Source organism: Streptomyces sp. WM6372 (assembly GCF_001279655.1).
In the GTDB taxonomy this organism is placed as follows: domain Bacteria; phylum Actinomycetota; class Actinomycetes; order Streptomycetales; family Streptomycetaceae; genus Streptomyces.
Genome location: NZ_LGDB01000010.1, coordinates 1 through 14,992, shown reverse-complemented (window position 1 = coordinate 14,992; position 14,992 = coordinate 1). Strand labels below are relative to the sequence as shown.

The 14,992-nt window shown below is 71.6% G+C and carries 14 protein-coding genes and 1 pseudogene; 7 read left to right on the top strand and 8 right to left on the bottom strand.

Annotated elements, in window-relative coordinates; translation table 11 throughout:
• Positions 1 to 91 (top strand): annotated as a pseudogene (locus ADK52_RS42110) (lytic transglycosylase domain-containing protein); the annotation flags it as partial.
• 155 nt (positions 92 to 246) lie between these two features.
• Here ADK52_RS42110 and ADK52_RS02460 read toward each other — a convergent pair.
• A complete protein-coding gene (locus ADK52_RS02460; protein WP_030163191.1) occupies positions 247 to 1,416 on the bottom strand; it encodes a steroid 3-ketoacyl-CoA thiolase in 1,170 nt (389 codons plus the stop codon).
• Positions 1,417 to 1,657: 241 nt separating this feature from the next.
• On the opposite strand from ADK52_RS02460, the gene ADK52_RS02455 reads away from it, so the two are divergent.
• A complete protein-coding gene (locus ADK52_RS02455) occupies positions 1,658 to 2,902 on the top strand; it encodes a cytochrome P450 (RefSeq protein ID WP_053688110.1) in 1,245 nt (414 codons plus the stop codon).
• A gap of 150 nt (positions 2,903 to 3,052) precedes the next feature.
• Positions 3,053 to 3,430, top strand: a complete 378-nt coding sequence (locus ADK52_RS02450) for a DUF6193 family natural product biosynthesis protein (RefSeq protein ID WP_147420057.1) — start codon at positions 3,053 to 3,055, stop codon at positions 3,428 to 3,430.
• Between the two features lie 286 nt (positions 3,431 to 3,716).
• Here ADK52_RS02450 and ADK52_RS02445 read toward each other — a convergent pair whose 3' ends face one another.
• Complete coding sequence (locus tag ADK52_RS02445) at positions 3,717 to 5,735, bottom strand: bifunctional glycosyltransferase 87/phosphatase PAP2 family protein (RefSeq protein WP_078987841.1); 2,019 nt, start codon at positions 5,733 to 5,735, stop codon at positions 3,717 to 3,719.
• Positions 5,736 to 5,855: 120 nt separating this feature from the next.
• Between ADK52_RS02445 and ADK52_RS02440 the strand changes: the two genes are divergently transcribed.
• Positions 5,856 to 6,182: an antibiotic biosynthesis monooxygenase family protein gene (locus ADK52_RS02440; RefSeq protein ID WP_053688112.1), complete on the top strand. Its 327-nt coding sequence runs from the start codon at positions 5,856 to 5,858 to the stop codon at positions 6,180 to 6,182.
• 103 nt (positions 6,183 to 6,285) lie between these two features.
• Here the strand turns inward: ADK52_RS02440 and ADK52_RS02435 are convergent, their stop codons facing one another.
• Positions 6,286 to 6,681 (bottom strand): nuclear transport factor 2 family protein, encoded by a 396-nt coding sequence (locus tag ADK52_RS02435; protein WP_053688108.1) that lies wholly within the window; start codon positions 6,679 to 6,681, stop codon positions 6,286 to 6,288.
• A 106-nt stretch (positions 6,682 to 6,787) separates the two neighbouring features.
• Here ADK52_RS02435 and ADK52_RS02430 point away from each other — a divergent pair, with 106 nt between their 5' ends.
• Entirely contained in the window at positions 6,788 to 7,312 is a 525-nt protein-coding gene (locus ADK52_RS02430) for a GNAT family N-acetyltransferase (protein WP_053688107.1), read from the top strand.
• Between the two features lie 97 nt (positions 7,313 to 7,409).
• On the opposite strand, the gene ADK52_RS02425 is transcribed toward ADK52_RS02430, so the two are convergent.
• The 5 genes from ADK52_RS02425 to ADK52_RS02405 form a co-directional block, all read right to left on the bottom strand.
• The gene (locus ADK52_RS02425; protein ID WP_053688106.1) at positions 7,410 to 8,783 is read right to left on the bottom strand and encodes a VanZ family protein; all 1,374 of its coding nucleotides are present in this window, start codon (positions 8,781 to 8,783) and stop codon (positions 7,410 to 7,412) included.
• A 94-nt stretch (positions 8,784 to 8,877) separates the two neighbouring features.
• Positions 8,878 to 9,294: a hypothetical protein gene (locus ADK52_RS42105; protein WP_159045828.1), complete on the bottom strand. Its 417-nt coding sequence runs from the start codon at positions 9,292 to 9,294 to the stop codon at positions 8,878 to 8,880.
• Between the two features lie 41 nt (positions 9,295 to 9,335).
• On the bottom strand, positions 9,336 to 9,737 hold the full coding sequence (locus tag ADK52_RS02415; RefSeq protein WP_159045827.1) for a hypothetical protein: 402 nt from the start codon (positions 9,735 to 9,737) through the stop codon (positions 9,336 to 9,338).
• Between the two features lie 45 nt (positions 9,738 to 9,782).
• On the bottom strand, positions 9,783 to 10,790 hold the full coding sequence (locus tag ADK52_RS02410; RefSeq protein ID WP_053688103.1) for a helix-turn-helix domain-containing protein: 1,008 nt from the start codon (positions 10,788 to 10,790) through the stop codon (positions 9,783 to 9,785).
• Between the two features lie 74 nt (positions 10,791 to 10,864).
• Complete coding sequence (locus ADK52_RS02405) at positions 10,865 to 12,931, bottom strand: MDR family MFS transporter (protein ID WP_053688111.1); 2,067 nt, start codon at positions 12,929 to 12,931, stop codon at positions 10,865 to 10,867.
• A 550-nt stretch (positions 12,932 to 13,481) separates the two neighbouring features.
• On the opposite strand from ADK52_RS02405, the gene ADK52_RS42100 reads away from it, so the two are divergent.
• Together ADK52_RS42100 and ADK52_RS02395 are read left to right on the top strand one after the other, a co-directional pair.
• Complete coding sequence (locus tag ADK52_RS42100; protein ID WP_159045826.1) at positions 13,482 to 13,994, top strand: peptidoglycan-binding domain-containing protein; 513 nt, start codon at positions 13,482 to 13,484, stop codon at positions 13,992 to 13,994.
• A gap of 143 nt (positions 13,995 to 14,137) precedes the next feature.
• On the top strand, positions 14,138 to 14,842 hold the full coding sequence (locus ADK52_RS02395; protein WP_053688101.1) for an HAD-IA family hydrolase: 705 nt from the start codon (positions 14,138 to 14,140) through the stop codon (positions 14,840 to 14,842).
• The last annotated feature ends 150 nt before the right edge of the window (positions 14,843 to 14,992 follow it).

The following is a 14,992-nucleotide window of genomic DNA, read 5'->3' as shown; positions in this document are numbered from 1 at the left end:
CCAGATCAAGTGGGGCCTGGACTACATGAACTCCCGCTACGGCAGCCCCGTCGGCGCCTGGAACTTCTGGCAGACCCACCACTGGTACTAAGCCACCAGTGACCGCCTGACGGCGCGAGCAGACGGCGCGAGCAGTGCGAAGGCCCCGGCGGCCGGACCTCCCCAGGTCCGGCCACCGGGGCCTTCTGTTTCCCATCCCACAGGGTCCGTGCGGCAGGCGCCGCCAGAGGGGGCGCCCGGCGCCGCCTACAGCCGCTGGATGATCGTCCCGGTCGCCAGGGCGCCGCCCGCGCACATGGTGATCAGCGCGAATTCCTTGTCGCGGCGCTCCAGCTCGTGCAGCGCGGTGGTGATCAGCCGGGCGCCGGTCGCGCCGACGGGGTGGCCGAGCGCGATGCCCCCGCCGTTGACGTTGACCTTCTCCAGGTCCTGTTCGAAGACCTGGGCCCAGCTGAGGACGACGGAGGCGAACGCCTCGTTGATCTCGACCAGGTCGATGTCCTTGAGGGACATCCCGGCCTTGCCGAGCACGGCCCGCGTCGCGTCGATCGGCCCGTCCAGGTGGTAGTGCGGGTCGGCGCCGACGAGCGTCTGGGCGACGATCCGGGCGCGCGGCCTGAGCTTGAGCGCGCGGGCCATCTTGCGCGAGGCCCACATCACGGCGGCGGCCCCGTCCGATATCTGCGAGGAGTTCCCGGCGGTGTGCACGGCGGTCGGCATGACCGGCTTGAGCCGGGCCAGCGCCTCCATGCTGGTGTCGCGCAGGCCCTCGTCGCGGTCGACCAGCCGCCACATGCCCTGCCCGGCGCCCTGCTCCTCCTCCGTCGTCGGGACCTGGACGGCGAAGGTCTCCCGCTTGAACCGCTCCTCGGCCCACGCCGCGGCGGCCCGCTCCTGGGAGAGCAGCCCGAGCCGGTCGACGTCCTCGCGGGTCAGGCCCCGGTGGCGGGCGATCCGCTCGGCGGCCTCGAACTGGTTGGGGAGGTCGACGTTCCACTCGTCCGGGAAGGGCTTGCCCGGCCCGTGCTTGGAGCCCGAGCCCAGCGGCACCCGGCTCATCGCCTCGACGCCGCAGGCGATGCCGATGTCCATGACCCCGCCGGAGATCATGTTGGCGACCATGTGGTTGGCCTGCTGGGAGCTGCCGCACTGGCAGTCCACGGTCGTCGCGGCGGTCTCGTACGGCAGGCCCATGGCGAGCCAGGCGTTGCGCGCCGGGTTCATGGACTGCTCGCCGGCGTGGGTGACGGTGCCGCCGACGATCTGCTCGACGCAGTCGGGCTGGATTCCGGTCCGGGCGAGGAGTTCGCGGTACGTCTCACCGAGCAGGTAGGCGGGATGGAGGTTGGCGAGCGCGCCCCCGCGCTTGCCGATGGGGGTGCGTACGGCTTCGACGATGACGGGTTCCGCGGCCATGAGCTCGTCCTCTCCTGCACTGTGCCGGCGCGGCGGGCCGTCCCGGCGCCCCGCCCGAACTAGTACGCGTTCTAGTTCTCCCCGCAGTCTTATGACCTGTAACCCCGGCACGCAAGGGTCTTGCACGCGCCTTCCACGGATTCCACACGCAACAGTTGGCGCGAGGACCCTTGTCACTTCTAGAACTCGTTACTACCTTCAAGCCAACTTCTGATGGGCCGTCAGACTTTGGAGTCGCCCGATGTCGTGTCCCGCGCTGCCCGAAGGCTTCGACGCCACCGACCCCGACCTCCTCCAGGACCGGGTCCCCTTCCCCGAGTTCGCACAGCTGCGGCAGACCGCACCCGTGTGGTGGTGCCCCCAGCAGCGCGGCATCACCGGCTTCGACGACGAGGGCTACTGGGCCGTGACCCGGCACGCGGACGTCAAGTACGTATCCACGCACCCCGAGCTGTTCTCCTCGACCACCAATACGGCGATCATCCGCTTCAACGAGCACATCCAGCGCGAGCAGATAGATGCCCAGCGCCTGATCATGCTGAACATGGACCCGCCGGAACACACCCGCGTACGCCAGATCGTCCAGCGCGGTTTCACCCCGCGGGCCATCCGCGGCCTGGAGGAGGCCCTGCGCGACCGGGCCCGGAAGATCGTCGCGGAGGCGCTGGCCGCCTCGGCCGACGGCAGCTTCGACTTCGTCACGCAGGTCGCGTGCGAGCTCCCGCTCCAGGCCATCGCCGAACTGATCGGCGTACCGCAGGAGGACCGGCTGCGCATCTTCGACTGGTCGAACAAGATGATCGCGTACGACGACCCCGAGTACGCGATCACGGAGGAAGTCGGGTCCAACGCGGCGATGGAGCTCATCGGCTACGCCATGAACCTGTCCGCCGCCCGCAAGGAGTGCCCGGCCAAGGACATCGTCACGCAGCTGGTGGCCGCCGAGGGCCAGGGCAACCTGGGCTCCGACGAGTTCGGCTTCTTCGTGCTGCTGCTCGCGGTCGCGGGCAACGAGACCACGCGCAACGCCATCAGCCACGGCATGCACGCCTTCCTGACCCACCCCGAGCAGTGGGAGCTGTACAAGGCGACCCGGCCGGCGACGGCCGCCGAGGAGATCGTCCGCTGGGCCACCCCGGTGGTGTCCTTCCAGCGCACCGCCACCCGGGACACCGAGCTGGGCGGGCAGAAGATCAAGGCGGGCGACCGGGTGGGGCTGTTCTACTCCTCCGCCAACCACGACCCCGAGGTGTTCACCGACCCCGACCGCTTCGACATCACCCGCGACCCGAACCCGCACCTGGGGTTCGGCGGCGGCGGCCCGCACTTCTGCCTCGGCAAGTCCCTGGCCATCATGGAGATCGACCTGATCTTCAACGCACTGGCCGACTCACTGCCCGACCTGCGGCTGGCCGGGCAGGAGCCGCGGCGGCTGCGGGCGGCCTGGCTCAACGGCATCAAGGAGCTCCGGGTCAGCCACGGTTGACGGCAGGCCCGTGGTCCGCGACGGCAGGGGCCGCTCCTCCCACGCCCCGGCCCCTGCCGTCCGTGGTTCGCCGGGCTCCGCCGCATTCCATTGGTGCCCGTTCACGTCCGGGGCATTGTCCCGGGAGCGGCCTGCCGTCAGACTGCGCGGATGAACCTTCAGGCAAGCGGGCCTGCCGACTGCGTGGAAGCGCGCTGGCAGCGCCTGCCGACGACATGGCGGCTGATGCACGAACGGGGCGGTTCCCCGGTCCTGAGCCGGGGCGTGCTCGCGCTGATCGACGCCGCTTCAGCAGAACCGTCCCTGCGCCGGCTCTACCCGTTCACCAGCCACTTCACCCTGTGGTTCAGCGCCCGCACCAGCCACCCCTTCGAGGTGGCGGCGCCGGCGGTCGAGCCGCTGCCGGGCGGCCGGTTCCGTGTCCTGAGCCCGACCCAGAAGCGCGTGATCGGCGAGGCCGACACCGCGGAGGCGGCTGTCGCCCTCGTCGTGGCGGGACTGGCCGAGGCCCCTGGCCCGGGCGCCTGATCCGTACGACGGGCACGGGCTGATCCGTACGACGGGCACGGGCTGACCCGTACGACGGGCACGCCCTGACCTGTACGACGGGGACGCCCTGATCCGTACGACCCGCACGCCCTGATCCGTACCGCCGGCACGCGCTGATCGCGCCCGAGTGGCGCGGCGGCCGCACCCGGCGGATCCTGACAGGACGCGGCGATCCACCGAAGGGGTGCCGGGACGGGTACGAGACCCTCCCGGCACCCCTTCGTCGTCCGTGCGCCCGTGCGCCCGTGCGCCCGTGCGCCCGCTCCTACGCTCGCGTACGCGACGCGGCGCGCACCCGCTCCGGCTCGCGCGGGCGCGGCACGCTCAGCCCGGCCGGCAGGACGGCGCCGCGCGGCCCCGACAGGACGTAGACCAGCCCGAACCCGGCGGTCACGACGACCGCGCCGCCGACCGCGTCGAGCACCCAGTGGTTGGCTGTGGCGACGATCGCGCACACCGTGATCAGCGGGTGCAGCGCCCCGAGGAGCTTCTGCCAGCCCTTCGGCGCGAGCGTGATGATGACGATCCCGCACCACAGCGACCAGCCGAAGTGCAGTGAGGGCATCGCCGCGTACTGGTTGGAGATCGCGGTCATCGCCCCGTACTGCGGATGGGCCAGGTCCTGCGGTCCGTGCACGGTGTCGATGAAGCCGAGGCCGGGCATGAGCCGCGGCGGCGCCAGCGGGTACAGCCAGAAGCCGATGAGGGCGAGGACGGTGGCCAGGCCCAGGGAGGCGCGGGCCCAGCGGTAGTCACCCGGCCTGCGCCAGTACAGGACCGCCAGGATCGTCAGCGGCACCACGAAGTGGAACGACGTGTAGTAGAAGTTGAAGAACTTCTCGAGCCAGGGCGTGTGCACCACGGCGTGGTTGACGGCGCGCTCGATGTCGATGCCCAGCGCCTGCTCGACGGCGTGGATCTGGCTCCCGTGCCCCTCGGCGAGGCTGCGGCTGCTGGGCGCGGCGGCCCGGATGTGCGAGTAGAGGGAGTACCCCACCCGTATCAGGAGCAGCTCCAGCAACAGGTTGGGGCGCGAGAGCACGCGCCGCCAGAACGGCAGCAGCGGCACCCGCGACCACCGGGCGGCGGCCGGGCGGCCGTACGCCGTCGGGACGGGCTCGCGCCAGTACGGCGAGGAGCGCGGCAGGAACGGCACCGCGCAGGCGGCCGCCAGCGCGGCGAGCAGCAGCACGTTGTCCCGTACGGGGGCCAGCGCGGCCAGGTTGGGCAGCAGCACGTCGGCGGGCAGGGTCATGGCGAGCACCACGGCCACCGGCCACACGGGCCGGTCCGCCGCCCGCTCGCCGACCTTGCCGGCCACCGCGAGCAGCACCCACAGCAGCTGGTGGCGCCAGCCGGTCGGCGCCACGGCGACGGCCACGCAGCCGGTGACGGCGACGGCGAGCAGCAGCTGGCCGTCGAGGGCGTAACGGGCGGCGCGGCGCAGGCCGACCCAGCCGATCCCGGCCGCGAGGGCCACGTACAGCAGGATCTCGACGGGGCCGCTCAGGCCGAGGCGCAGCAGTGCGCCGTGCACGGACTGGTTGGCGAGGCCGTCGGGGGCGCCGCCGAGGCCGGTGCCGGCGAGGTGGTGGACCCAGTACGTCCAGGAGTCGCGCGGCAGGGCCGCCCAGGACAGGGCGGTGGCCGCGGCGAAGGTCACGCCGGCGGCCTTGGCGGTGGGGCGGCGGCCGGTGAGCCACAGCAGCGGCGCGAAGAGCAGCAGGGCCGGCTGGAGCGCGGCGGCGAGGCCGACGAGGAAACCGGCCGGGCGCTCGCCGGGCACCCGGAACACGGCCAGCAGCACCAGCAGCACGGGCAGGACGGCGGTCTGGCCCGGCGAGGCGGCCTCGCGGACCGGCAGCGACACCATCATCAGGCCGACCAGTACGGGCGCGGCGAGCAGCGCGGTGCGCCGTGGCACGGGGTCGGGCAGGCCGCGCGCGGCGACCAGCCCGACGGCGGCGACGAGCAACAGCGTCACGCAGGTCCAGGCCACCTCCAGAGAGGGCGCCGCGAGACGGAGGAACGGCTTCAGGACCAGCCCGGCGAAGGGGGTCCCGGTGAACTGGCCGCCGTCGTACAGGGACCCGGGGAAGCCGCTGGGGAGCCGGAACTCACCGAGCCACTCGCCCGGTGGCACGCGCAACACCGCGGCGGCCTGTCTGACGGCGAGGACACCGGCCAGCGCCCACAGGAGGAACCGTGCCGCCCCCAGCCTGCCGCCACCGCCTATGACCCCGGCATGTCCGTTCGCACCACTGTGCTCTGCCGCGTTAGCCACGCCTCGCCGGCCTCCCGCCCTGTTGACCGCAACCTTGACTTCGCCTGGCTGCCGCGTTTCGTGCACCACTTCATTACCTGGGACGACGATATCCCCCACGGGATCCCTAGGATGGCGAGCATGAGCATCGTGAAGATCAACGCACTGACCGTGCCCGCCGAGCAGCGGGAAGTCCTGGAGCAGCGGTTCGCCTCGCGGGCGGGTTCCGTGGAGGGTTCGGACGGGTTCGAGTGGTTTGAGCTGCTGCGTCCCGTTGAGGGCACCGACCAGTACCTGGTGTACACGCGGTGGCGGTCGGAGGAGGACTTCCAGGCGTGGATGGAGGGGCCCATGAAGGCGGCGCACCAGGGCGGGGGCTCGGGCGAGCGCCCGAAGCCGGCGTCCTCGGCGTCGGCGGTGTGGTCGTTCGAGGTCGTGCAGCAGGCGGCGCCGAAGCCGCAGGGCTGAGCGGGGCGGGGCGGCGCGGGGCAAGGCAGGGCAGGGCAGGGCGGGACGAGGAGGGCGGGGAGGCAGGGGCGGCCGGGAAGGCCGGCGGATCCGGACTGCCTGATCAGCCCCAGAAACGGTCCTCCTCGTCGATGTCCTGCGTGCACTGGTCGATGTCGCTGATCTTCCCGCCGACGATCGTGAAGAAGAGGCCTTCCTGGATCTCGATCCCGTGGTCGCCGCGGTCACCGCGCGCCGTGTGGAAGGCCATGACGTGGCCGCGCCCGTCGACCAGCACCGTGTGCAGATCGACCTGGAGGGTGCCGTTCGTCTCCGTGCCGAACCGCCGGTAGAGGTCGAGGACGGCCTCGCGGCCCTTGTGGTGCCCCGAGAGGGGGTTGCTGCCGGGCACGTGGTGGATGACGTCGGCCGTCATCAGCGTGCCCAGCGTCTCCAAGTCGCCCTTGCCGAAGGCCTCGTAACCGCGGCGGATCAGGGCAGCGTCAGGGTGCTCGGACATGGCGTTTCCCGCCCTCCGTCTGGGGGATATGCGTCTTTTCCTATCATCGGCCCGCGCCTGTGGATATTCCACGCGACGGGATGCGCACGGACTCCACAATGGCGCCATGGACATCAACAGCACGAGCACCGGATCCGCCACCGCCACGGCCGGCAACTGGACGGTCACCGCCGAACACTTCGCCACGCCGGACGCCACCGCGCTGCGCCGCGCGTACTACGCGGAGGTGGCGGGCCGGTACTGGAAACGGTCCGTCACCGAGGCCGAGATCGACGAGGGCCTACGGGACGACCCGGCCGACGGCCTCGTCCCGCCGACGGGCCATTTCGTGGTCGGCCGGCTGGACGGCACGCCCCGGGCCTGCGGCGGCGTACGGCTCCTCGAACCCGTCACCGCCGAGCTCACGAGGGTGTACGTGGACCCGCGCGCCCGCGGCACCGGCGGCGGGGCGGCACTGCTCACGGCCCTTGAGGCGGCGGCCCGCGCACTGGGCGCCGAGCGGATCCGCCTCGACACCCGCTCCGACCTGGTGGAGGCCCGAGCCCTGTACGCGCGCCAGGGCTACGCGGAGATACCGGCGTACAACGCGGGCCAGTACGCGGAACACTGGTTCGAAAAGCCCCTGGCCTGAGCTGCCCCGAGGGCTGCGCCGACCCGGCCCGACCCGGCCCGGACCGGCCCGGACCGGCCTGACCCGGCCGCCGAATGTCCGGGGCCGACCGGCGGCCTCAGCCGGAGGCGGGTGCGAGGTCCTGACCCTTGAAGGGCAAGCCGGTCACGGCATCGAGGGTGACGACCCGCATGCCCGCCTTCGGCCGGGCAGTCGCCCCGGGTGCCGGAGCCGACGGCCCGCCGGCCGGCTCCGCGCTCTTGAGCGAGGTGATCCAGCACACGCGCCAGGCCCCCTGCGCGTCCTGCTTGGCGATCAGTTCGCTGCTGGTCACCTCGGCTCCGGGGTGGGCCGCCTCGGCCTTGTTCTGCGCCTCTTCCTTGGTGATGACGGGCTTCGGCAGCTGCGGTGCCGCGATGTTGGTTGCGGAGAACGCCAGGATCTTCTGGTCGCCCCCCACGATCACATCGAGGCGCATGGGCATGAGGACGCCGTCGACGCGCGAGCGCCAGGACACCAGCTTGGCCTGGCTGTCCGGCCCGCCGGCCGCCGTGACCTGGGTCGTGTCGGCCGGCGGGGCCCAGGGGAAGTGCGTCTTGGCGAATGCGGAGGCCGCCTCGCGGACCACCGCGTCGGCGATCGGCGGGGCGTCCGGCCGGTCGGGCTCGACGGCCGCGAGTCTCCCGGACCGCACCTCGCGGGACGGCCAGTCGACGACGAGGCTCCCCGATCGGGTCGCGACCTCCAGCCGCCCGGGTTGCCCGTGGGATCCGGGCGTGTACTGAACGTTGTCGGTCGTGACGGAGCCTCCGAAGAACTCCCGGGCAGCGGCCGCGGCCGCGTTCGTCTGCGCGGGATCCGCCCGGTGCCCGTCGCTCACGTCGGACACCGTGATCAGCAGGGTGGGCAGCGCCACGGCCGCGAGCACACCGGCCCCGGCGGCACCGATGAACGAGGTCAGCCGGATGTCCGCGCGCCGGCGAAGGGGCCGGGCCTCGGCTGCCGCGGGCCGGGAGGCCATCCGGCGCCACGCGTACCCGGCGGCGCATCCCGCGAGCGCGCCGAGCGCGTTGGCGGCGAAGTCGCCCGTGTCACAGGCGCGCCCCATGCCCGGAGTCAAGGCCTGCGTGACCTCGATGGCTCCGGACAGCACCGCGGAAGCGGCGAACACGGGCAGCGGGCGCCGCGTCAGCAGCGTCGTGAAGAAGGCCAGGGGAAGGAAAAGGGCGATGTTGAGGAGGCCCTGCGGCGCGATGAGACTGCCCAGTACGTCACGCTGCACCGTGCACACGCGGGAGGCGGGTGCCTGGGGGTGCAGCCGGTAGAGGGTCGCCGCCAGGACCAGTGCGCCGGCCGTCGCGGCGGCGACGGCCACCGACGGGGACACGGCGTACCTGCGCCCGAGCCACCACGCGGGACCTCCCGCGAGCAGTGCCAGGGCAGCGAACAGGAGCAGGAGTGACAGGTGGCCGCTAAGGGCTGCTTCGATCACGGAAGTGCAATCCTCGGGAGGAGGGGGGCGGGGTGGAGCGGGCCGGCTCCACTCGTGTGGAGCCGGCCGCGGAAGTGCGGTCAATGACCGACGATCACCGGGAGCCGTCGCAGATGCTGACGGGGGCGTTGTAGAAGGTCCCCTGGCCCTGAACGGCCATCCAGCCGACGATGTCGTTGCAGTCGTCGAAGCCCAGCCAGGTGAAGCCCTCGCTGTGCTCGGTCCCCGCCGACTGGCTGAACCAGCCCTTGTCGTAGCTGTAGCCGTGGTAGTTGAAGCCCAGCTTGGCGGTGATGGTCCCGCCACCGGTCTTCTTGTACGTCTCGGACATCGTCCACCACGACCCCTCGTGCACGTTGTCGGGGCGGATCGACGTCCACAGCTCGCCATTGCTGAGCTTGGTCATCGAGATGCCGTAGTCCACGTTCCCGGCGGACGCGGCGGGGGCGAGGGCGAGGCCCAGCGCCACCAGAGATCCCGCCATGGCCATGACAGACGCGCGCTTGCGCATGATGTGTCTCCTTGATTCGGTGCGGAACGGGGCTGCGCGATCTAGCAGATGGTCACGGGGGCGTTGTAGAAGGTGCCCTGGTTCTGGACCTTGAGCCAGCCGACGACGTTCGAGCAGTCGTTGAAGCCGAGACCGTTGAAGGACTCGTACGAGCTGTCACCGGCACTCTGGGTGAACCAGCCCTTGTTGTAGCTGTAGCCGTGGTAGTTGAAGCCGTACTGCGCCGTGATGGTGCCGCCGCCGGCCTTGCCGTACGACTCCTCCATCCACCAGTAGCCCGAGCCGTCGTTCTGGGGCCCGATCATGGTGTTGAACTTCCCGAAGGTCAGCTCGGTGACGGACCAGTACTGACCGGCGTTGCCCGATGCCATCGCGGCGGGTGCTCCGGCGACGGTCGCCGCCAGGAACACGCTCGCTACGGCCAGGACGGGACGAATCCTCAATGCAGTTCCTCACGTAAGGGGGGCACTGATCGAACGGATTCGAATTTAGGCAGGAGCTGATCGACACACTGCACGGTCGGCGCAGAACTCCTTGATGCTCAGCGCGCGGAACTCGGTGGGGCTGAGCCCGTACGCCTCGCGGAAGGAGCGGCTGAAGACCACCGGGCCGCTGAAACCCCACCGGGCGGCGATGGCCTGCACGGGACGAGCCACGAGAGCGGGGCATCCGAGGTCGGCGCGGCACTGCTCCAGTCGGCGCCGGCGGATCCGGGACTGGACGCTCTCGTGCCCGTCGTGGAAGAGCTGGTGGAGACTGCGCACCGAGATGTGGTGGTGGGCGGCGATGGCGGCGGGGTTCAGCTCCGGGTCGCCGAGGTTGTGCTCGATGAACGCATGGATCCGCTGCAAGAGGGCCTGCGACCGGACCTCGGAGGGAAGACGGTCCTCGGAGTCCAGGTGCTGGGCCAGGCAGGCCGCCGCGAGGTCGACGGCAACCGTGCCCAGCCGGCGCAGGCTCTCCGGCTCGGCTTCGGCACCGTGGTCCTCAAGGGCCGTCATGAACGACGCCAGGATCGCCGCCACGCCGCTGTCGCCCCGCATACGGCGGGCGAGCAACCGGTCAAGACGCTGGGTGCGCAGGGGCATCAGCCCCCGCGGAAGCATCAGGACCGTCGCCCGCACCTGGCCGTCCCCGGCGAGCATCGCGTTGTCGGAGGGCCGCGAGGTGTCCCAGAGCATGAGGTCCCCGGGGCCGATGGTGCACTCGTTCCGGTGCTGCGACATCGACGTGGCACCCTTCCGCAGCAGTGCAAGCTGGTACTGCTCCGGGTCGCTGCGCCGGATCATCGCGGCCGTGCGCCGCGAGCGCAGCGGCGAGAGGTCGAACCTCGCCACACGGAGTTCTCCCAAGTCCATGACGGCGGCCTCGCCTTGGAACTCGGTGGGCCGCTCGCTGCTCAGCGCGGCGGGCATCACCTCACGCGAGATGACGTCGGCGTACCAGTCGAACCGCTCCCCCGCGGGCACCTCGCCCGACGACACCACTGACCACATCCTGCGCCCCCCAGCTCGAACGTTCTCGGCACAGCCAAGAATGCAGAGATACGTGGCGCGGGCCCCCGTATTTCTCAGGGCGCGGCGTGATCGCGTCGGGCCGCGGCGTCATAGGGCTCCTCGGCGTCGGATCCGCAGAGCTCCGCGTTGATCTCCTTGACCAGCTTGACCAGATCGGTCGGCCGGTCCGGGCCCCACCAGTCGCCGAGCAGTTCGGCGAGCGAGTCCTCGCGGGCGTCGGCCAGCTTCTCGGCGGACTCCCGGCCGCGCTCGGTCATGACCAGCGGCAGTCCGTCCCGTACGGCCAGTCCGCGCTCTTCGAGCTGGCGGGCGGCGTCCGTGATCACCTTCAACGGCACGGTGGTCCGTTCGGCGAGCATCCCGGGCTCGGCGGAGTCGTACTTCTTGATCCGCAGCAGCAGCCAGCTCGCCGCGGGCAGCAGGTCGAGGCCGGCCTTCTCGGTGATCTTCTCGTAGACGTGGCGGCGGCCCTCGCGGGTGCCGAGGACGGTCAGCGCGCGGGCGACCTCGTCGTGGGAGGAGCGCTGGACGGGGTTGGAGGCGAGGGTCTCGGTGACGTCGGGCGCGGTGACCGAGCCGCGGAGCACGTCCTCCTTGAGGAACCAGGAGATGACGAAGGCGACGAGGACGATGGGCACGGCGTAGAGGAACACGTCGGTGATGGAGGAGGCGTACGCGTCGAGCACGCGCGGCCGCAGCTCGGCGGGCAGCCGTCCGATGGCCCGTGGATCGGCCTCGACCAGCGCGGCCGTACCGGGCGGCACCGGAAGCCCGGTGAAGGCGGTGGCGAGCTTGCCGTCGAGCCGGTTGGTGAAGACCGTGCCGAAGATCGCGACGCCGAAGGAGGCGCCGATGGAGCGGAAGAAGGTGGCTCCGGAGGTGGCGACGCCGAGGTCGGCGTAACTGACGGCGTTCTGCACGACCAGTACCAGCACCTGCATGACCAGACCCAGTCCGGTGCCGAAGACGAAGAAGTAGATGCTCATCTCCCAGGCGCCGCTGGTGCGCTGCAACTGGTGCAGCAGGAGCAGCCCGACCGCTGTCACGCCGGTGCCCGCGATCGGGAAGACCTTCCACCGTCCGGTGCGGCTGACGATCTGGCCGGAGGCGGTGGAGGAGATCAGCATGCCGAGCACCATCGGCAGCATGTGGACGCCGGACATGGTGGGCGAGACGCCCTGGACCACCTGGAGGAAGGTCGGCAGGTAGACCATCGCGCCGAACATCGCGAACCCGACGACGAAGCTGATCACCGAGCAGAGGGTGAAGGTGCGGATCCTGAACAGTCCCAGCGGCAGGACGGGTTCGACGGCCCGCCGCTCGACGAAGAGGAAGACGGCGAGCAGTACGGCGCCCAGGACGGCCAGGCCGATGATCCGGTCCGAGCCCCAGCCCCAGGTGCCGCCAAGGGAGGCGACGAGCACGAGGCAGGTGGCGACGCAGGCGATGAGGAACGTGCCGAGGTAGTCGATGGTGTGCTTCAACCGCCGCACGGGGATGTGCAGGACGGCGGCGATGACGACGAGCGCGACGAGGCCGATGGGCAGGTTGATGTAGAAGACCCAGCGCCAGGACAGGTTGTCGACGAACAGACCGCCCAGCAGCGGCCCGAGGACACTGGTCGCGCCGAAGACGGCGCCGAAGAGGCCCTGGTACTTGCCGCGCTCGCGCGGCGGGACGATGTCGCCGACGATCGCCATCGACAGCACGATCAGCCCGCCGCCGCCCAGGCCCTGCAGGGCGCGGAACCCGATGAGCTGCGGCATGTCCTGGGCGATCCCGCACAGTGCCGATCCGATGAGGAACAGCACGATGGCGCCCTGGAACAGCTTCTTGCGTCCGTACTGGTCGCCGAGCTTGCCCCACAGCGGCGTGGCGGCGGTGGCGGCCAGCATGTACGCGGTGACGACCCAGGACAGGTGCGCCATCCCGCCCAGCTCGCTGACGATCGTCGGCAGCGCCGTGGAGACGATGGTCTGGTCGAGGGCGGCGATCAGCAGGCCGAGCAGCAGGGCGCCGATGGAGACGAGGACCTCGCGGGAGGCGTGCTCGGCGGTGGGGCCGGACCGCTGCGGATCGGGAACGGGTTCCGCGGCGTCCTTGGTCACGTCCTGGGCCATCCGCTCCTCCTCGGGCCGGATCAACATGTCCATCCTGAGCGGTGTGGCCGGATATGGCCTCTCGGGCAGGTTGGGCGGGCCTCGGAGGGTCTGCATAATCGCAGGCAATGGCCAGGGAGGGATTCCAGTGAGCGTTGAGCGCTGTCCAGAATGCGACGCCGTGGGCGTCGACTGCGGGTGCGCGCCGGGGGGCGGTTTCGAGCCACTGCGCGTCCGTCCGTACGTGACGCTCCCCGAGCCGCGTCAGTCCGAGGGCCCGCCGCCCGCGCAGCCGGTTCGGGGCGTGGTGGCCGGCCCCGCGGGCGGGTACGCCCGGGGCGTGGAGACGCCGCCGGAGGACGACACCCCGGCGTACGGCATGCCCGTGGCCTGGCCCGACTCCCCGCCGCAGGCGGGCTGGCCCGCCGAGACGGTCCTGCTCCGGACGGCCGACCCGGCCGCCGGCGCCCGAGGCGGGGGGAGGGGTGGGAGCGGGGGCCCCGTAAGACGGTCCGGCCCCGGCCGACGGCGGCTCCCGACGATCCTGGCCGGCGCCGGCACAGTGGTCGCCGTGGGCACCGTGGCCCTGGCACTCGGGATGCTCCCGCACTCCGGCGACAGCGACACCGTCCTGCTGGACGCCAAGCCGTCGGCGCCCGCCGCGAGCGTGGCTCCGGCCGGTCCCACGCAGCCGACGGCCACGCACAGCCCCTCCCGCTCCGCCTCGGCCTCCGCTTCGGCGTCGCCGAGCGCCTCCAAGTCGGCATCGCCCTCCGCCTCGCCCACCACCTCCCGCAGCTCGGCGCCCCCGTCCCCGACCCCGTCGGCGAGCACGAGCCGCGCGCAGAGCTCACCTCCGCCACCCCCGAAGGCACCGACGCTGAGGTACGGGGATTCGGGCCCGGAGGTGGAGAAGATGCAGCGGCTCCTTGCGGGGCGCGGGCTGTACCGGGGAAAGATCAACGGCAGGTTCGACGACCGTACGGAGAACGCGGTCTCGGAGTTCCAGTGGCGCAACAACATCGACGAGGACTGGGGCGTCTACGGCCCGGAGACCCGTCGGGCTCTGGAGGGCACGGGCTGACCGCTCACGGGGGCGTCCGGGGCGGAGTGGCGCAGACCGCCCTCGGTTTTGTATCGTGTAGGAACAAAGTGGTTCCGCCCGCAACCCCTGACCGGTGGGCGGAACCGCTTGTTCTCTTTCCCGCCCCGTCTGGAGCACCGCCGATGTCGGCCAGCACCACCAGCACGAAGACCACCGCCCCCGTCGTCCTCACCACCAAGGCCCTGCTCTTGGACATGGACGGCACCCTCGTCAACTCGGACGCGGTGGTGGAGCGCTGCTGGCGGGACTGGGCCGTGTCCCACGGGCTGGATCCGGAGGAAGCGCTCAAGGTCGTCCACGGCCGGCAGGGCTACGCCACGATGGCCATCCTCCTGCCGGAGCGCCCGATGGAGCTCAATTACGCCGAGAACACCGAGATGCTCGCCCGGGAGACCGCCGACACCGACGGCGTGGTCCCGGTCGGCGGAGCCGCGGAGTTCATGGCGGCGATCGACGGGCTGCCGCACGCCCTGGTCACCTCGGCCGACGCCGCGCTGGCCACGGCCCGGATGACCGCCGCCGCCCTGCGCATGCCCGAGGTACGCGTCACGGCCGAGTCCGTCAAGGCCAGCAAGCCGGACCCCGAGGGCTTCCTCATGGGCGCCGCCGAACTGGGCGTGGACCCCGCCGACTGCATCGTCTTCGAGGACTCGGCGGCAGGAATCGCCGCGGGCCGGGCGGCGGGCATGCGCGTGATCGGCATAGGCCCCCGAGCCGCGGCCCACGCCCCGACGGCCCACGTCGCCGACCTCACGTCGATCCGGGTGACCACGACCCCGGACGGCGCGATCCAGCTGACCCTGACAGCGGCAGCGACGGAGGCCTGAGCCGAATCGCGGCGCGGGGCCGGCAGGATCCGCCGAGGCGGCGCCGGAGAAAGTCCGGGGGTTTCCCGACAGTCCACTGTCCTTCCGGTGCGGTCCGGGCCGTCAAGGGCGCTCCCTGCGGTCGCGTCGCTTCGCGATGTCGCTGCGCTC